Below are 16,733 nucleotides of genomic sequence, written 5' to 3'. Positions count from 1 at the left end.
GAGATTAGAAAAATGAGTGCTATCGTTGACATCATCGGCCGCGAAATTATCGATTCGCGCGGCAATCCGACCGTCGAGTGCGACGTGCTGCTGGAATCGGGCGTGATGGGCCGCGCCGCGGTGCCGTCCGGCGCCTCGACCGGTTCGCGCGAAGCGATCGAGCTGCGCGACGGCGATCCGAAGCGCTATTTCGGCAAGGGCGTGCTGCAGGCCTGCGAGAACATCAACACCGAAATCTCCGAAGCGATCATGGGCCTGGACGCCAACGAGCAGGCGTTCCTGGACCGCACCCTGATCGACCTCGACGGCACCGAGAACAAGAGCCGCCTGGGCGCCAACGCCATGCTGGCCGTGTCGATGGCGGTCGCCAAGGCCGCCGCTGAAGAAGCCGGCCTGCCGCTGTACCGCTACTTCGGCGGCTCCGGCGCGATGCAGATGCCGGTGCCGATGATGAACGTCATCAACGGCGGCGCGCACGCCGACAACAACCTGGACATCCAGGAATTCATGATCATCCCTGTGGGCGCCCCGTCGTTCAAGGAAGCGATCCGCTACGGCGCCGAAGTGTTCCACACGCTGAAGAAGATCCTCCACTCGAAAGGCCTGGCCACTTCGGTCGGCGACGAAGGCGGATTCGCGCCGTCGGTGGCCAACCATGAAGAAGCGATCAAGCTGATCATGCAGGCGATCGAAGAAGCGGGCTACGAGCCGGGCACGCAGATCGCGCTGGGCCTCGATTGCGCCGCGAGCGAATTCTACAAGGACGGCAAGTATGTCCTGTCGGGCGAAGGCATGGCGCTGTCGGCGGTCGACTTCACCAACATGCTCGCGACCTGGTGCGACAAGTACCCGATCATCTCGATCGAAGACGCGATGGCCGAAGGCGACTGGGACGGCTGGAAGATCCTGACCGACGCGCTGGGCAAGAAGGTGCAGCTGGTGGGCGACGACCTGTTCGTCACCAACACCAAGATCCTGAAAGAGGGCATCCAGAAGAACATCGCCAATTCGATCCTCATCAAGATCAACCAGATCGGCACCCTGACCGAGACCTTCGCCGCGATCGAAATGGCCAAGCGCGCAGGCTACACCGCGGTGATTTCGCACCGTTCGGGCGAGACCGAAGACTCGACCATCGCCGACATCGCGGTCGGCATGAACGCGCTGCAGATCAAGACCGGCTCGCTGTCGCGTTCGGACCGCATGGCCAAGTACAACCAGCTGCTGCGCATCGAGGAAGACTTGGGCGACATCGCCAGCTACCCGGGCCGCGACGCGTTCTACAATCTGAAGTAAATTAACCTGCAACCGGCCAGTCAACCTGGCCGGTTTCCACATCCATGCGCCTGATTACGCTTGCCCTCTGTGCCTTGCTGCTGCTGATCCAGTATCCCCTGTGGCTGGGGAAGAAGGGCGGCTGGCTGAAAGTGGCCGACCTCGAGACCCAGGTTGCCGAGAGCCGCAAAAAGACCGAAGAACTGAAGGCGCGCAACGCCAAGCTCGACTCCGAAGTACGCGACCTGAAGGACGGCACCGGCGCGGTCGAGGAGCGCGCGCGCTATGAGCTCGGCATGATCAAGTCGAACGAAATCTTCGTCCAGGTGCTCGACGAAAACGGCAAGCCGACGGTGTCGAAGACGGCGCTGCCGGCGCCTCCGCCCGAGAAGCCAGGGGCCGCAAAGTCGGCGCACTAAATTCACACGGCTGCGGCAAATTCGGGGGTGTAGCAGGGGTTTAGCGAAGCGAAGCTTCGCTCCTGCGCAACGGTCGGGCCTTGCAAGGCTCGACTCCTCCCAGATCCGGCGGACCTGACCCCGTTTTCAATCGATCAGCGTCTTGACCAGCACCTTCCCGCCGCCCATCGGACTCTCCTGGCGCACCATCAGCTGCGTAGCCTTCGCGAACCAGAATGTCGACGGCTCGCCCGGCCGGTTGTAATCGGTCGTCACCACCCAGCAATCGACCGGACCGCCCGGTCCGGCGATGCGCGCCGATCCCGTCACCTTGAACAGGTAGCGCTGCGGCGCCGACTTTCCGCCGGGATGATAGAAGTTGATGCTGGCTTCGTAGCCGGCCGCCAGCGGCAGTGTTTGCAGCGTCTCGATATCGGTCTCGAAGTTGAACGTCGGCTCCGGCGAGTCGACAGAGAGATCCTTGTGGGTATTCTCGGCCAGCTCTTTAATGCCGGTGATCTTGTCCGGGGCGAACGCGAACCCTTCCACCAATCGCTTCCCTTCGCGCTCGCTCACGCGCTCGTGCGTGCGTGGACGGAAGGTTCCACTATCGAACCAAGAGTCGAAGGTCCGCGTCGATGGCGGGTTGACGCCATCCCATCGCTGCGTGATGTGCAGCGCGTTCGTCTCGAACTTGACCGTGCGCGCCCAAATGTCGATCGGCGCATTGCTGTCGCCCGATTTCACGTAGCGCAGATAGTGGTGGGTGCCTTCGTGCAGCAGCGCGAAGCGCGGCAGCGGCGTGCCGAGATCGACCTTGGTAATCGCCGCGCCGGCATGGAGGGAAGTGGCCGCGGCGATGGCGGCGAGGAGGAGTTTGAAACCTGGCTTGTGCATATGTCCTGTGCCCTGGTTAAAAACAACATTGTATTTTGCTTGCGTCGCGCGAAACCGCGTATGCATTGAAAAAAAGGCCCCGTGCGCGAGCATGGGGCCTTTCAGAAAACAGGATCAGGTCTGCGGGACCAGACCCCGATTCAAATAACTTAGAACTTGTAGGTCGCGCTCAGGTAGCCGGTGGCGCCGTGGGCGTCGTAGTAGCTAGGATCGTAACCGCTCTGGAAGTACTGCCCCGCCGTGATCGCCGCGGGCGGCTGACGGTTGAACAGGTTCTTCACACCGGCGCGCACCACCAGTTTCTTGAAGCCGGTGAAGGTGCCCTGCAGGTCCCAGGTCGAGAACGCGCCGACGTGCTGGGCGTCGGTCCCGTTCTCGGAATCGGCGCGCACGTTGTCGGCGTAGCCCGACTGATAGTTCTGCGTCAGGTTCAGGCCATACGCCTTGTACTTCCAGTCGAACGACAGCTGGTGCTTCCAGCGGAAGATGATGCCGCCGTTGGCCACCGCGTTGAGCTTCTGGCCGTCCGGCGTCAGCGTCGCCGCCACGCTCTTCTGCACGGTGCCGTCGATCAGCGTCTCGTCGAACTTGCTGACGTAGGTGCCGTTCAGGCGCGTGCTGAAGTTACCGAAGGTGGCGCTCTTCGGCAGTGCGTAGCGCACGTCGAGGTCGATGCCCTGGGTCTTGAGCGAGTTGGCGTTGATGTTGGTGTTGACGATCTTCGCGATGTTGCCGTTGGCGTCGCGCTGCACGAACGGCTGGTACGCCGCAACGCCCGCTGCCGCCTGGTCGACCAGGAACTCCGGATCGAAGGTGGTGACCAGGTTGTTCACGTTGATCTTCCAGAAGTCCAGCGCGACCGACAGGCCCTTGACCGGGTCGATGACGAAGCCGACCGAGGACTGCTCCGATTTCTCAGGCTTCAGGTTGGCGTTGCCGCCGTAGATCGTGTTGAACTGGGCGCGCTCGCCGGTCGCCGGATCGACGAAGGTGGCGGTGGTGCCGGTCGATACAGGGGTGTTCAGCTCAGGCAGCGCGGCGACGCGGAAGCCCTTGCCGTACGACGCGCGCACCAGCAGCTGCGACACCGGCTGGTAGCGCAGGCTGATCTTCGGATTGGTCGCCTTGGCGTCCGGGTAGCGGTCGGTACGCACAGCCAGGTCGGCTTCGAGCGTCTTCAGCACCGGCACGATGACTTCGCCGAACAGGGCCTGCGAGTTGCGCGATGCCGACAGCGGCAGCGCCTGGCCGCCGTAGCCCGAGATGTCGCCCGACTGGTAGGCCACGCTCGGGTTGAACTTCAGGCTCTCGTCGCTGATCGATGCGCCCAGCGCGAACTTGGCGGCGCCGGCCGGCAGCTGGTACAGGTCGCCCGAAACACGCGCGGCCAGCGAGTCGTTGGTCAGGGTCGAGTTGACCATCTGGCCGTTGTAGTTGGTGGCGCGGATCTGCGCGCTCAGGGCAGGCGACTGGTACTGGGTGAACGGATTGAACGCCGGGTTGTTGCTCAGGAGTTGAACCAGTTGCACGTTGTTCTGGTAGCCGCCGGTGGTGGTCTCGGTGACGTCGGATGCGTTGTGGGTGTAGGCCACATCGTAGTCGTAGCCCTTGATGGCGCCGCGGGCGCCGATTACCAGGTGGGTCTGGTCGGCGACGTCTTCATGCGAGCGTCCGCCGGCATCGACCGCGCGGTAGCTGACCGTGACCGGCTTGCCGGCTTCGGACGGCTTCCTGGCCGCGATGTAGGCGGCAGGGTAGAACGGGCTGCTCGGCGCCAGAATGATCGCTGGGTACACGTTCTGCTTGGCGAAGGCGGTGTCGCTCTCGAGGAAGCTGTTGCTGTATGGGGAAGCCTGCTCGATGGTGACGGTCTTCTGGCGCGAGTGGAAGCCCTCCATGAACAGTTCGGCGCTGTCGTTCAGCTTGACGCGCAAGCTGCCCGCCAGGTTGGCGCGCGCCACTTGCGGCGCCAGCGGCACCAGCGGCGCCGAGTTGTAGCGGCAGGCGGTGTTCGCGCCGAAGTTGGCGTCGAAGGCACTGCCGTTGACGGCGCAGTTGTCCGGCGAGAGCGGATTGCCGATCGAGCTGCCCAGGCTCGCCAGCGTGTTCGGCACGTAGCCCATCGCGTTGGCCTGCGTGGTCGGCACGAAGGTGGTCAGGTTGCCGCTCGGGGTCGCGCTGTTGTCGAAGCGGCCGTCGTTGGTCCAGTTGTTCTGGGCGTAGCGGCGCTGGCGGCCGTACAGCGCGTTGTCCTTGCCGACGTCGGCCGACACGGTGATGTTGTAGCGGTCTTCGTCGAAGTCGCCGAAGCCGGCGATGATGCTGGCCTTGCCGGTCGAGCCGCCGCCGTCCTTGGTGCCGCTGGCGTAGGTGCTCGCTTCGACGCCCTGGAAGTTATCGCGCAGGATGAAGTTGATCACGCCGCCGATCGCGTCGGAGCCGTACACGCCGGAGGCGCCGTCCTTCAGCACTTCGACGTGGTCGACCGACGCGAGCGGGATCGAGTTGACGTCGACCGCGGTGCCGTCGGTGGCGTAGTTGGCCAGGCGGCGGCCGTTGACCAGCACCAGCGTCTTGGACGCGCCGATGCCGCGCAGGCTGGCGGTCGATTCGCCGTAGGTGGACGAGCCGGCGCCCTGGGCGGCGTTGGTCGCGCCGACCAGCGTGTTCGAACTGATGGAGGTGAGCAGCTGTTCGGTGTTGGTGACGCCGAGCTTCTGGATGTCTTCGCGGGTCAGGGTCTGCACCGGCAGCGCGCCTTCGGCTTGCGCGCGCTTGATCGACGAACCCGTGATCTGCACGCGCTGCATGGGCGCTTCGGCCGTTTGCGCCTGGGCGGCGATTGCGCCCAGCGCGAGGCTGCCGGCGAACATCAGGCGCAGCGAGCGCGCGATAATTTTTTCTTGAGTCATGGTGGTGTCCCGATTGGATGGATGTGTCAGGGCCGCGCCGAGGCTTTTGGCCGCGCGGCGAAAACGTTGGCTACTCGGGAAATTGATGCGTGGGGCGACGGCGGCGCGATTGCCAGGGTAGGGCGGGCGCTGCCGGTGACCAGTACTTCGTTTTCGACGTAAAACCAACCTGGATGTTTTCAGGCGTGAGCTTGCGTTTGTTGCACTGCGCAAGTTCGGTTCATCTTACAAACCGGTGAGATGACGTGTCAACTCGGCCGGGCGCTCGAAAAGTTATACATCGCGAACGCTGTATATGCATGTTTTTACCGAAACGATTTAGTGTTTTTATATTTTATATTGAACTAAAGTTGGCGCAAGCAGTGCTCGGCAAAATTGTCATCGTCGAAAATTGTATTTGCACGAATAAATCGATCGTGCTTTTTTAACGAACTGAGATGGGCTGCTGCGCCGCAATATAAACTAGGCATTTTTTGTTACGTTTGCTTACATTTAGCTTGTATAGCCAAATATTGTCTCGGCTATTCGTCCATCACCAAAAGTAATTCGGCCTCCGGCCCGATGGCTGTCGATCTCCCGTTTGAGGGCCGGTCGTGGCATCATCGCGGTTATGGAAGTGGCACGGTATGCCCCGGATGCCGCGCGACCCTCAGTGAACACAACCAACATACATGTTTACAAAGGACAAGTTGATGGCGTTAGATCATTGGAGCGACAAAGAGAAAAAAATCGCACGGCGCGCGTTCGACGCTGCCGTCCAGCGCGAACGGGCAGCGTTACTGGAAGAATTTAAGCAAAAGGCGGCCAACGCGAAGGACTTCGAGGATTTATGGCAAATCGAAGATTACTTGAAGAAGAAGCAGCGCGAACTCGTCGCAAAGTACGACTACCGCTATTCCCAACTGCGGTTTGTTTTTACCATCCTGTTGGCTGAAGGGCGAGTCACTGAGGAGGATCTCGCCGGACTGTCGGAAGAGAAGCTGGTCGCCATCCGCGTGCTGCGCGACGACAAATACGAGTGGTGAAATTAGAATGGGGACTCGGCGTCCCCATCGCCCCGCGGGACCAGCCCCCGTCGTGGTTTAGTGTTTGACTTCGCTGGCCGGCATCAGCGCTTCGATCGGCGCTTCGGTCGCAAACAGCTGCGCGCAGTCGACCTTGTCGAACTCGTAGTGTTTGCCGCAGAAATCGCAGTTGATGCCCAGGTGGCCCAGCTCGGCCAGCGCGTCTTCCACTTCCGCCTGCCCCAGCATCTTGAGCATATTGCCGACTTTTTCGCGCGTGCAGCTGCAATGGAACTGCGGATGCGCCGGCTCGAACACCCGGATCGTCTCTTCCCAGAACAGCCGGTTCATCAGCGTCTGGATGTCGGTCGCCAGCAGTTCTTCCTGCTTCAGCGTCGACGCCAGCGTGACCGCGCGGTTCCACGTCTCGAGGTCGTCCTCTTCGCTGGCCTGCACCACCTGGTCGTCCTTGCCGCTGTGGCGCGGCAGCTTTTGCAGCAGCAGCCCGCGCGACACGCCGTCGTCGGCGCCCAGCCACAGGCGGGTGTCGAGCTGCTCCGAGCGCAGCATATAGTTTTCGATGACGGTCGCCATGTCCTCGCCGTCCAGCGGCACGATGCCCTGGTAAGGCTGCTGGCCCGGCATCTTCTCCACCGGGTCGAGCGTGATCACGAAGCGGCCCTTGCCGCTGACATTCAGCAGGTCGGTCAGCGATGCGCCATCAGCCACCACGGCGTCCGGCGCCAGCTTGGCGGTGGCGCGCAGGCGCAGGTCGGAGTCGCACTCCACCACCAGCAGGCGCACCGGCCCGTCGCCATGAATCTGCATGATGATCGCGCCGTTGAACTTGAGGTTGGCCGACAGCAGGGCGGCGGCCGCCACCATCTCGCCCAGCACGGTCTTGACGGCCGCCGGATAGTTGTGGCGCGCCTGGATCTCGCGCCAGGTGTCGGAAATTTCGACGAACTCGCCGCGCACCGCGGCGTTGTCGAAGATGAATTTTTGCAGGGTGTCTTTGGTGTCTTGGGTCATGTGTTATCCGATTTTTTTCAGTTCCGCCTGGTACATCTTGCCGCGCTTGACGTAGCCGTCGGCGATGTCGCGCAGGCGCGCGATGTCGGTCTCGGCCAGCGTGCGCACGGCTTTCGCCGGGCTGCCGAGGATCAGGGTGTTGTCCGGGAATTCCTTGCCCTCGGTGACCAGCGCGCCGGCGCCGACCAGGCAGCCCTTGCCGATCTTCGCGCCGTTCATGATCACCGCCTGGATGCCGATCAGCGAGCCGTCGCCGATGGTGCAGCCGTGCAGCATCGCCATGTGGCCGATCGAGACGCCCTTGCCGATGTCGAGCGGGTAGCCCATGTCGGTGTGCATCACGGTGTTTTCCTGGACGTTGCTGTCGGCGCCGATCGAAATGCGCTCGTTGTCGCCGCGCAGGGTCACGCCGTACCACACGGTGGCGTTGGCGCCGAGCGTGACTTTGCCGATCAGGCTGGCCGTGTCGGCCACCCAGGCGGTCGGGTCGATCTGGGGCGCGTCGGCTCCGAGTTGGTAGATAGCCATAGTGTGTGGGAAGGAGTTATTGGAATGGCGCTATTTTACGCCTCGGGCAGCCAGCCGGCCCGATCACCGCAATTGGGGGCGCCCTGCGGGAATTCAACAGCGGGGTATAATTCGAACGGTCGTACTTTTATCTCACCAGGCATCCATGAAACCGTCCCGTTCCGAATTCGTCCCCATCCGCGGCCTGCGCACCCACGTGCACCACTGGGGCAGCGAAGGCGCGCCGATCATCTTCATGGTGCACGGCTGGATGGACGTGGGCGCCTCGTTCCAGTTCGTGGCCGACCACCTGGCCGGCGACTGGCACGTGATCGCGCCCGACTGGCGCGGTTTCGGGCTGACCGAGCGCGCCCACGTCGACACCTACTGGTTCCCCGACTACATCGGCGACCTCGATGCGATGCTCGATCACTATTCGCCGCGGGCGCCGGTCAACCTGCTGGGCCACAGCATGGGCGGCAACGTCGCCGGCATCTACGGCGGAGTGCGGCCCGAGCGCGTGCGCCGGCTGATCAACCTGGAAGGCTTCGGAATGCCGGCCACCACGCCGGAGCAGGCGCCGCGCCAGTATGCGAAATGGCTCGACGCGTTGCGCCAGCCGCCGGAGATGCGCACGTATCCGAGCGTGGCGGCGGTCGCCGCGCGGCTGCAGAAGACCAATCCGCGCCTGTCGGACGAGCGCGCGGCCTTCCTGGCGCCGCACTGGTCGGCGCCGAACGATGCCGGCGAGTGGGAGATCCTGGGCGACCCGGCGCACAAGCAGCCGACGCCGACCCTGTACCGGATCGAGGAAGTGATGGCGTGCTGGCGCGCGATCACGGCGCCGGTGATGTGGGTCGAGGCCGAAGACACCAATATGTGGCAGTGGATGGGGCCGAAGCCGCAGGCGCGCATCGAGATCGACCGCCGCCTCGGACACTTGAAGGATGTCGAGTGTCACATGATGGCGGACGCGGGGCACATGCTGCACCACGACCAGCCGGAGCAACTGGCGCGGCTGATCGAGGCCTTCCTGGCCAAGTAGACCCGGCGCCTTCGAGTCGCCACTCGGCGTACAATGACACCTTCGTCAATTCGCCGGTTCCCCATGCTGAATGTAGATTTGCATTGCCACTCGAACGTGTCCGACGGCGTCCTGTCGCCGGCGGCAGTGGCGCAGTACGCGCACAAGGCGGGCGTCGACGTCTGGGGCCTCACCGACCACGACGAGGTCAAGGGCATTCCCGCCGCGCGCGCCGCTGCCGCGCAGATCGGCATGGGCTTCATCCCCGGCGTCGAAATCTCGATCACCTGGGCCAACCAGACCGTGCACATCGTTGGCCTGCGCATCGACGACACCAGCCCCGTGCTGGTGCAGGGCCTCGAAGCGACCCGCAGCGGCCGCGACGCCCGCGGTCGCGAAATGGCCGAACAGCTGGCGGCGGCCGACATCCCCAACGCCTACGAGGGCGCGCTCAAATATGTCGGGAACCCGGACTTGATGTCGCGCACCCATTTCGCCCGCTACCTGATCGAGATCGGCGTCTGCGCCACCATCCCGGAAGTGTTCCGCAAATACCTCACCGAGGGCAAGCCGGGCTACGTGCCGCACCGCTGGGCCACGCTGGAGCAGGCGGTCGGCTGGATCAAGGCGGCCGGCGGCGTTGCCGTTATCGCGCACCCGGGCCGCTACAAATTTTCCCCGGTGGCAGAGGGCGCGCTGTTCGACGAGTTCAAGCAGATGGGCGGCACGGCGATCGAAGTGGTTACCGGCAGCCACACTCCGGACCAGTATCCGATTTATGCGGAACTGGCGCGCCGCTACGGCTTCCTGGCCTCGCGCGGCACCGATTTCCACGCGCCGGGCGAGTCGCGCGCCGAGTTTGCGTTGCTGCCGCCGCTGCCGTCGAATGTGACGCCGGTCTGGCACGACTGGTTCTAGCACTTGAATTTTCCGTGTAGCACCCTTATCTTGCTGTCATTGCTTAGCATGGTCGGCATTGGTTCCTGCCTTCGCAGGAACGACGACCTCGCTATTCCCCGGAGCCAATAAGAATGAAACGCATCGTCCTGTTCCTCGCCACCAACCTGGCCGTGATGCTGGTGCTGACGCTCGTGCTGAATGTGCTCGGCGTGGGCCGCGCAGTGACCGGCGCCGGCATCAACGTCGGCCAGCTCGCCGTGTTCTCGCTGGTGGTCGGTTTCACCGGCTCGATCGTCTCGTTGCTGATGAGTAAGCCGATGGCCAAGTGGTCGACCGGCGCGCGCGTGATCGACAATCCGTCCAACTCGACCGAGCTGTGGCTGGTCAACACCGTGCGCCAGCTGGCCGAGCGCGCCCGGATCGGCATGCCGGAAGTGGCCGTGTACGACGGCGAGCCGAACGCCTTCGCCACCGGCGCCTTCAAGAATTCCGCGCTGGTGGCGGTGTCCACCGGCCTGCTGCAGGGCATGACGCGGGAAGAAGTCGAAGCCGTGCTCGGCCACGAAATCGCCCACGTCGCCAACGGCGACATGATCACGCTGACCCTGATCCAGGGCGTGGTCAACACCTTCGTCGTGTTCATGGCGCGCGTGGTCGGCTTCTTCGTCGACAAGGTGCTGCTGAAGAACGGCAGCGACCGCGGCCCCGGCATCGGCTACATGGTCACCGTGTTCGTCTGCGAAATCATCTTCGGCATCCTGGCCTCGATCATCGTCGCCTGGTTCTCGCGCCAGCGCGAATTCCGCGCCGACGCCGGTTCGGCCAGTCTGCTGGGCAATTCGGTGCCGATGCAGCACGCGCTGGCCCGCCTGGCCGGCCTGCATCCGGGCGAACTGCCGCAAAGCATGGCGGCGTCCGGGATCTCGGGCGGCAACAGCGGCTGGGGCGCGCTGTTCGCCACCCACCCGCCGATGGAGCAGCGCATCGCCGCACTGCAGGGACTGCGCGCTTAAATGAGCCAGTTCTTCCAGATCCATCCGGATAATCCGCAGGCGCGCCTGATCAAGCAGGCAGCAGGGATCATCCACGGCGGCGGCATCGTCGCGCTGCCCACCGACTCCTGCTACGCGCTGGTGTGCCACCTCGACGACAAGGCCGCGGTGGAGCGCCTGCGCCGCATCCGCGGCATCGACGAGAAGCAGCACCTGACGCTGATGTGCCGCGACCTGTCCGAGATCGCGCTCTACGCGCGCGTCGACAACCGCCAGTTCCGCATTCTGAAGTCGGCCACGCCGGGGCCGTTCACCGTGATCCTCGAGGCCACGCGCGAAGTGCCGCGGCGCCTGTCGCACCCGTCGCGCAAGACCATCGGCCTGCGCGTGCCGGAGCATCCCGTTACCAACGCATTGCTGGAAGAACTGGGCCAGCCGCTGATCGGCTCGACCCTGATCATGCCGGACGGTGAACTGCTCAACGACCCCGACGAGATCCGCGAGCGCCTCGCCAAGCTTGTCGACCTGATCATCGACGGCGGCCCGTGCCCGATGGAGCCGACCACCGTGATCGACCTCACTTCCGACGAGCCGACGCTGATCCGGCAGGGCCGCGGCGACGCCGCCGTCTTCGGCCTGTAACTCCTTCCACCCGCGGGGCCGCGCGCCCCGCTCTGATAGAATCGACTTCATGAACGAAATCATCCAGGCGATCGCCGTCTACGCACTGCCGGTCATCTTTGCCATCACCCTGCACGAAGCCGCGCACGCCTACGCCGCCAAATATTTTGGCGACAATACCGCCTACGCGCTCGGGCGCATGAGCATGAATCCGCTGCGCCACATCGATCCGATCGGCACCATCCTGCTGCCGGCGCTGGTGTTCATGACCAGTTCGAAAATGGGCTACCCGATGCTGTTCGGCTATGCCAAGCCGGTGCCGGTCGACTATAGCCGCCTGCGCAACCCGAAAAAGCAGATGGCGTTCGTGGCGCTGGCCGGCCCGCTGATGAACCTGGCGATGGCGTTCGGCTGGGTGGTGTTCGCGCTGCTGCTGGCGGCGACCCATGTCAGTGAAGCCTATCCCTATGCCGTGGCACGCGCCGGGCTGATGGTCAACGCCATGATCTGCGCATTCAACCTGATTCCCCTTCCGCCGCTCGACGGCAGCAGGGTCGTCGCGAGCATCCTGCCCAATCGCCTGGCGGCGCAGTACTACAAGATCGAACCGTACGGCATCTTCATCCTGCTTGGCCTGCTTGTCACGCACGTGCTCGATCCGGTGATCCTGTCGATGGCGCAGTGGACGCGCGATTTGGCGTTTCTCATGGCCACCCCTTTGATTTACCTTTTGAGCTAATCCTATGTACCCCGATCGCGTCGTCTCCGGCATGCGTCCCACCGGCACCATGCACCTTGGCCACTACCATGGCGCCCTGAAAAACTGGATCAGGATGCAGGCCGAGCAGCCTTGCCTGTTCTTCGTGGCCGACTGGCACGCGCTGACCACGCACTACGACGACCCGAGCATCATCGAGCGCAGCACCTGGGACATGCTGGTCGACTGGCTGGCCGCCGGCGTCGACCCGTCGCAGGCAACCCTGTTCATCCAGTCCAAGGTGCCGGAGCACGCCGAACTGCACCTGCTGCTGTCGATGGCCACGCCGCTCGGCTGGCTGGAGCGCGTGCCGACCTACAAGGACCAGATCGACAACCTGGCCAACAAGGACCTGGCCACCTACGGCTTCCTCGGCTATCCGCTGCTGCAGGCGGCCGACGTGCTGATCTACCGCGCCAGCCAGGTGCCGGTTGGCGACGACCAGGTGCCGCATATCGAAATGATGCGCGAGATCGCGCGCCGCTTCAATCACCTGTACGGCAAGGAAAAGGGCTTCGAGGAGAAGGCGATCGAGGCGGTCAGGAAGCTTGGCAGCAAGCGCGCCAAGCTGTACACGGAGCTGCGCACCGAATATCAGCAGGAGGGCAAGGATGAGGCGCTGGACCAGGCGCGCGCCATGCTCGAGGACGCCGGCAGCCTGTCGAACATCGACCGCGAGCGCCTGTTCGGCTACCTCGAAGGCAGCCGCAAGCTGATCCTCGTCGAGCCGCAGGCCAGGCTGACGGTGGCCTCGCGCCTGCCGGGCCTGGACGGGCGCAAGATGAGCAAGAGCTACGGCAATTCGATCGCGCTGCGCGAGGACAAGGAGTCGGTCACCAGGAAGGTGCGCACCATGCCGACCGATCCGGCGCGCGTGCGCCGCACCGATCCCGGCAACCCGAACAAGTGCCCGGTGTTCCAGCTGCACGAAGTGTATTCGGACGGCGCCACGCGCGACTGGGTGGTCAAGGGCTGCACCACGGCCGGCATCGGCTGCATCGAATGCAAGCAGCCGGTGATCGACGCTATCGTCGCCGAACAGCAGCCGATGCACGAACGCGCGCAGCAGTACCTCGACGATCCGACGCTGGTGCGCGCGATCGTCGCCGACGGCTGCGACAAGGCCCGCAAGCTGGCGCAGGAAACCATGCGCGACGTGCGCGAGGCCATGGGCCTGGCATATACTTGATGAGTCAAGTATCTCCGTGGGTGGCGCGCTGGGCGCCGGTCGTGCCGGAAGGTGAGGTGCTCGACCTGGCGTGCGGGACGGGGCGCCACGCGCGCCATTTCGCGGCGCTGGGGCATGCGGTGCTGGCGGTGGACCGCGATGCGGACGCGCTGGCCCAAGCGGCGGGCGAGGGCATTGTTACGATGCAGTGTGATCTGGAGCCGGCGTCAACCCCGGGGTCAGGTCCGGCGGACCTGACCCCATCTTCTGGGCAGACGCCTCTGGTGCCGGGCCGCTTTTCAGGCATCGTCGTCACCAACTACCTGCACCGGCCGCTGATGGCGCAACTGGCCGCCAGCCTGCGCCCCGACGGCGTGCTGATCTACGAGACCTTCGCCATCGGCAACGAAGCCTTCGGCAAGCCGTCGAATCCCGCCTTCCTGCTGGCGCCCGGCGAACTGCTGGACATCGCCCGCGCCGCCGGCTTGCGCGTGCTGGCGTTCGAAGAGGGCTATGTCGAGCGCCCGAAACCGGCCATGATCCAGCGCCTGTGCGCTTGCGGCCCCGATTTTCCGCTTAGAAACGCCTTGCTCGACCGTTTTGAACATGACTTCTAGTCAAGAATGAACCAATCGGTCAGGGTATCCGCTACAATCAGGTTTTTATTGGCCACCAACATCACAAGATTATGATCAAGGGCAGCATAGTAGCAATCGTCACCCCGATGCACGCGGACGGCAGCCTGGACCTGCCGGGCCTGCGCAAACTGATCGACTGGCACGTCGCCGAAGGCACCGACGGCATCGTCATCGTCGGCACCACCGGCGAGTCGGCCACGGTCGACGTCGAAGAACACTGCGCGCTGATCCGCCTCGCGGTCGAGCACAGCGCCAGGCGCATCCCGATCATCGCCGGCACCGGCGGCAATTCGACCGCCGAATCGATCACGCTGACCCAGTTCGCCAAGGACGCCGGCGCCGACGCCGCGCTGGTGGTGGTGCCGTACTACAACCGTCCTACCCAGGAAGGCATGTACCAGCACTTCAAGGCGATCGCCGAAGCGGTCGACCTGCCGATCATCCTGTACAACGTGCCTGGCCGTACCGTGGCCGACATGAGCAACGACACCGTGCTGCGCCTGGCCGACATTCCGAACATCGTCGGCCTGAAGGATGCGACCGGCAACATCGGCCGCGGCGCCGAGCTGCTGCGCCTGGCGCCGAAATCGTTCGCCGTGTATTCGGGCGACGATCCGACCGCGCTGGCGCTGATGTTCATGGGCGGCGCCGGCAACATCTCGGTCACCGCCAACGTCGCGCCGCGCGCGATGCACGAGCTGTGCGTGGCCGCGATGGCGGGCGACATCGCCAGGGCCGTCGAGATCAACAACAAGGTGATCCCGCTGCACGCCAAGCTGTTTGTCGAGCCGAACCCGGTGCCGGTCAAATGGGCGATGGCCGAAATGGGCCTGATGCCGGCCGGCCTGCGCCTGCCGCTGGTCGCGCTGGCCGCCGAATTCCACGATACCGTCCGCGCCGCGATGCGCGAAGCGGGCGTCCTTCCACAATCCTGACCGCAAGGCCTGGACCATTTTTCGATATCGCTGACCGTTAGCCCTTACCTATTACGACATGACTAATCGCAAGACTTTCACCCCTGCCGCCACCCGCGGCGTCGTCCTCTCCGCGCTGATGGTAAGCCTGGCCGGTTGCAGCTATGTTGGCAACATCATGGAGTCCGACAAGCTCGACTACCGCGGCGCCAAGAAGGCCGCCCCGCTCGACGTGCCGCCGGACCTGACCCAGCTGCAAAAGGACAACCGCTACGCGATTCCTGACGGCCGCGGCGTCGCCACGGCGTCGGGCCTGCAGCAGAAGGGCGCGGCGCCCGCGGTGGTGGCCAGCGGCGACGCGATCGGCGCGGTCGGCAACGCGGCCGTCAAGGTCGAGCGCAACGGCAACCAGCGCTGGCTGGTGGTCAAGCAGACCCCTGAGCAGCTGTGGCCGCAACTGAAGGAGTTCTGGGCCGATTCCGGCTTCACGATCGAGACCGAGTCGGCGACCACCGGTGTGATGGAGACCAACTGGGCCGAGGACCGCTCGAAGATCCCGCAGGACTTCATCCGCAACACCCTGGGCAAGGTGTTCGACTCGGCTTACGGCACCGGCCGCCGCGACAAGTTCCGCACCCGTCTCGAGCGCACCGCCGACGGCAGCACCGAGATCTACATCAGCCACCGTGGCGCCGAGGAAGTGCTGACCGGCCCGCAAAAAGAGATCCCGCAGTGGACCACGCGTCCGAACGACCCGGGCCTGGAAGCGGCTTTCCTGGCCAAGCTGACCGCCCGCCTGACCGGCACGCCGGACGTCAAGGCGGTCACCTCGACAGTGCAGAACGCGCCGCTGCAGGCGACCCACGCCAAGCTGGTCGGCTCGACCGTGGAAGTGGACGAAGGCTTCGATCGCGCCTGGCGCCGTGTCGGCCTGGCGCTCGACCGCGTCGGCTTCACGGTGGAAGACCGCGACCGCGTCAACGGCGTGTACTTCGTGCGCTACGTCGATCCCGACCTGGCCGGCACCACCGGCTTCCTGAAGAAGCTGTTCACCTTCGGCGCGGCTGCCGACAAGGAAAAAGAAGCGCAGCGCTATCGCGTGTCGGTGAAGTCGGCGGCTGGCGCATCGACCAGCCAGGTGACGGTGCAGACCAACGACGGCAAGCCGGAGACGACGCCGACCGGCGCCAAGATCCTCAGGCTGCTGGGCGACGAGCTGAAGTAACCCTTACATGGGAATAAAAAAACCGGCCCAGGCCGGTTTTTTTACGGGTGTTCGGGTCAGGTTGGGCGCGACCTGACCCCAAACGTACAGGCGTAAAAAAACCGGCCCGAAGGCCGGTCTTTCTTTGCCATGAGCAAATTACTTCGCAGCAGCCGAAGCAGCAGCCGAAGCAGCCGAAGCAGCAGCCGAAGCAGCGTCAGCAGCCGACGATGCGGCCGAAGCAGCCGACGAAGCGGCAGCAGCAGCTTCAGCAGCTGGGGTAGCGGCTGGAGCAGCTGCAGGAGCTGGGGTCTCGACTACTGGAGCTGGAGCAACAACAACTGGCTCTTCTTTTTTGCTGCAAGCAGCCAGAGCGACAGCCAGCAGGGAGATGATCAGCAGATTTTTTTTCATGGGTTTTCCTTTTTTAATTCAAAAGTAGAGACAACGTTATTGCGATGAATAATTACCGGTAATTATCGCTCGTTAG

At 64.1% G+C, this 16,733-nt stretch carries 17 protein-coding genes; 12 read left to right on the top strand and 5 right to left on the bottom strand.

The features are described 5' to 3' along the window. The first annotated feature begins 12 nt into the window (after positions 1-12). Positions 13-1,296: a phosphopyruvate hydratase gene (gene eno / locus AC1D02_RS07285; protein WP_477315201.1), complete on the top strand. Its 1,284-nt coding sequence runs from the start codon at positions 13-15 to the stop codon at positions 1,294-1,296. A 44-nt stretch (positions 1,297-1,340) separates the two neighbouring features. Further along, positions 1,341-1,694, top strand: coding sequence for a cell division protein FtsB (ftsB, locus tag AC1D02_RS07280; RefSeq protein WP_477315199.1), 354 nt, complete (start codon positions 1,341-1,343; stop codon positions 1,692-1,694). A 126-nt stretch (positions 1,695-1,820) separates the two neighbouring features. Here ftsB and AC1D02_RS07275 read toward each other — a convergent pair whose 3' ends face one another. Continuing rightward, a complete protein-coding gene (locus tag AC1D02_RS07275; protein ID WP_477315197.1) occupies positions 1,821-2,663 on the bottom strand; it encodes a DUF3108 domain-containing protein in 843 nt (280 codons plus the stop codon). A 56-nt stretch (positions 2,664-2,719) separates the two neighbouring features. Then, complete coding sequence (locus tag AC1D02_RS07270) at positions 2,720-5,482, bottom strand: TonB-dependent receptor domain-containing protein (protein ID WP_477315195.1); 2,763 nt, start codon at positions 5,480-5,482, stop codon at positions 2,720-2,722. A gap of 692 nt (positions 5,483-6,174) precedes the next feature. Between AC1D02_RS07270 and AC1D02_RS07265 the strand changes: the two genes are divergently transcribed. Then, on the top strand, positions 6,175-6,507 hold the full coding sequence (locus AC1D02_RS07265) for a hypothetical protein (protein WP_477315193.1): 333 nt from the start codon (positions 6,175-6,177) through the stop codon (positions 6,505-6,507). A 57-nt stretch (positions 6,508-6,564) separates the two neighbouring features. On the opposite strand, the gene hslO is transcribed toward AC1D02_RS07265, so the two are convergent. Continuing rightward, a complete protein-coding gene (hslO, locus tag AC1D02_RS07260) occupies positions 6,565-7,518 on the bottom strand; it encodes an Hsp33 family molecular chaperone HslO (protein ID WP_477315191.1) in 954 nt (317 codons plus the stop codon). Positions 7,519-7,521: 3 nt separating this feature from the next. Then, positions 7,522-8,046 (bottom strand): gamma carbonic anhydrase family protein, encoded by a 525-nt coding sequence (locus tag AC1D02_RS07255; RefSeq protein ID WP_477315189.1) that lies wholly within the window; start codon positions 8,044-8,046, stop codon positions 7,522-7,524. A 145-nt stretch (positions 8,047-8,191) separates the two neighbouring features. Here AC1D02_RS07255 and AC1D02_RS07250 point away from each other — a divergent pair, with 145 nt between their 5' ends. From AC1D02_RS07250 to bamC, 9 genes are all read left to right on the top strand, one after another. Further along, the gene (locus AC1D02_RS07250) at positions 8,192-9,070 is read left to right on the top strand and encodes an alpha/beta fold hydrolase (RefSeq protein WP_477315187.1); all 879 of its coding nucleotides are present in this window, start codon (positions 8,192-8,194) and stop codon (positions 9,068-9,070) included. 63 nt (positions 9,071-9,133) lie between these two features. Continuing rightward, complete coding sequence (locus AC1D02_RS07245) at positions 9,134-9,967, top strand: 3',5'-nucleoside bisphosphate phosphatase (RefSeq protein ID WP_477315185.1); 834 nt, start codon at positions 9,134-9,136, stop codon at positions 9,965-9,967. Positions 9,968-10,080: 113 nt separating this feature from the next. Then, complete coding sequence (gene htpX, locus AC1D02_RS07240) at positions 10,081-10,962, top strand: protease HtpX (protein WP_477315183.1); 882 nt, start codon at positions 10,081-10,083, stop codon at positions 10,960-10,962. Beyond that, complete coding sequence (locus AC1D02_RS07235; RefSeq protein WP_477315181.1) at positions 10,963-11,583, top strand: L-threonylcarbamoyladenylate synthase; 621 nt, start codon at positions 10,963-10,965, stop codon at positions 11,581-11,583. A gap of 49 nt (positions 11,584-11,632) precedes the next feature. Next, complete coding sequence (locus AC1D02_RS07230) at positions 11,633-12,301, top strand: site-2 protease family protein (protein WP_477315179.1); 669 nt, start codon at positions 11,633-11,635, stop codon at positions 12,299-12,301. Between the two features lie 4 nt (positions 12,302-12,305). Beyond that, positions 12,306-13,508, top strand: coding sequence for a tryptophan--tRNA ligase (locus AC1D02_RS07225; RefSeq protein ID WP_477315177.1), 1,203 nt, complete (start codon positions 12,306-12,308; stop codon positions 13,506-13,508). Next, on the top strand, positions 13,508-14,104 hold the full coding sequence (locus AC1D02_RS07220; RefSeq protein ID WP_477315175.1) for a class I SAM-dependent methyltransferase: 597 nt from the start codon (positions 13,508-13,510) through the stop codon (positions 14,102-14,104). Before AC1D02_RS07225 ends, AC1D02_RS07220 begins: the two co-directional genes overlap by 1 nt. A gap of 71 nt (positions 14,105-14,175) precedes the next feature. Then, complete coding sequence (gene dapA, locus AC1D02_RS07215) at positions 14,176-15,060, top strand: 4-hydroxy-tetrahydrodipicolinate synthase (protein WP_477315173.1); 885 nt, start codon at positions 14,176-14,178, stop codon at positions 15,058-15,060. A 58-nt stretch (positions 15,061-15,118) separates the two neighbouring features. Further along, positions 15,119-16,264: an outer membrane protein assembly factor BamC gene (gene bamC / locus AC1D02_RS07210; RefSeq protein WP_477315171.1), complete on the top strand. Its 1,146-nt coding sequence runs from the start codon at positions 15,119-15,121 to the stop codon at positions 16,262-16,264. A 138-nt stretch (positions 16,265-16,402) separates the two neighbouring features. On the opposite strand, the gene AC1D02_RS07205 is transcribed toward bamC, so the two are convergent. Next, the gene (locus AC1D02_RS07205) at positions 16,403-16,657 is read right to left on the bottom strand and encodes a hypothetical protein (protein ID WP_477315169.1); all 255 of its coding nucleotides are present in this window, start codon (positions 16,655-16,657) and stop codon (positions 16,403-16,405) included. Between the last annotated feature and the right edge of the window lie 76 nt (positions 16,658-16,733).

The sequence above is a fragment of the Massilia sp. P1_C10 genome, from assembly GCF_056406475.1.
Note: the sequence above shows the minus strand (reverse complement) of the source record. Positions and strands in the feature narration are given on the sequence as shown.

Excerpts from the sequence above, each read along its gene's own strand:
- eno (WP_477315201.1), top strand. The coding sequence starts at position 13 with ATGAGTGCTATCGTTGACATCATCGGCCGCGAAATTATCGATTCGCGC.
- ftsB (WP_477315199.1), top strand. The coding sequence starts at position 1,341 with ATGCGCCTGATTACGCTTGCCCTCTGTGCCTTGCTGCTGCTGATCCAG.
- AC1D02_RS07275 (WP_477315197.1), bottom strand. The coding sequence starts at position 2,663 with ATGCTCGCGCACGGGGCCTTTTTTTCAATGCATACGCGGTTTCGCGCG.
- AC1D02_RS07270 (WP_477315195.1), bottom strand. The coding sequence starts at position 5,482 with ATGACTCAAGAAAAAATTATCGCGCGCTCGCTGCGCCTGATGTTCGCC.
- AC1D02_RS07265 (WP_477315193.1), top strand. The coding sequence starts at position 6,175 with ATGGCGTTAGATCATTGGAGCGACAAAGAGAAAAAAATCGCACGGCGC.
- hslO (WP_477315191.1), bottom strand. The coding sequence starts at position 7,518 with ATGACCCAAGACACCAAAGACACCCTGCAAAAATTCATCTTCGACAAC.
- AC1D02_RS07255 (WP_477315189.1), bottom strand. The coding sequence starts at position 8,046 with ATGGCTATCTACCAACTCGGAGCCGACGCGCCCCAGATCGACCCGACC.
- AC1D02_RS07250 (WP_477315187.1), top strand. The coding sequence starts at position 8,192 with ATGAAACCGTCCCGTTCCGAATTCGTCCCCATCCGCGGCCTGCGCACC.
- AC1D02_RS07245 (WP_477315185.1), top strand. The coding sequence starts at position 9,134 with ATGCTGAATGTAGATTTGCATTGCCACTCGAACGTGTCCGACGGCGTC.
- htpX (WP_477315183.1), top strand. The coding sequence starts at position 10,081 with ATGAAACGCATCGTCCTGTTCCTCGCCACCAACCTGGCCGTGATGCTG.
- AC1D02_RS07235 (WP_477315181.1), top strand. The coding sequence starts at position 10,963 with ATGAGCCAGTTCTTCCAGATCCATCCGGATAATCCGCAGGCGCGCCTG.
- AC1D02_RS07230 (WP_477315179.1), top strand. The coding sequence starts at position 11,633 with ATGAACGAAATCATCCAGGCGATCGCCGTCTACGCACTGCCGGTCATC.
- AC1D02_RS07225 (WP_477315177.1), top strand. The coding sequence starts at position 12,306 with ATGTACCCCGATCGCGTCGTCTCCGGCATGCGTCCCACCGGCACCATG.
- AC1D02_RS07220 (WP_477315175.1), top strand. The coding sequence starts at position 13,508 with ATGAGTCAAGTATCTCCGTGGGTGGCGCGCTGGGCGCCGGTCGTGCCG.
- dapA (WP_477315173.1), top strand. The coding sequence starts at position 14,176 with ATGATCAAGGGCAGCATAGTAGCAATCGTCACCCCGATGCACGCGGAC.
- bamC (WP_477315171.1), top strand. The coding sequence starts at position 15,119 with ATGACTAATCGCAAGACTTTCACCCCTGCCGCCACCCGCGGCGTCGTC.
- AC1D02_RS07205 (WP_477315169.1), bottom strand. The coding sequence starts at position 16,657 with ATGAAAAAAAATCTGCTGATCATCTCCCTGCTGGCTGTCGCTCTGGCT.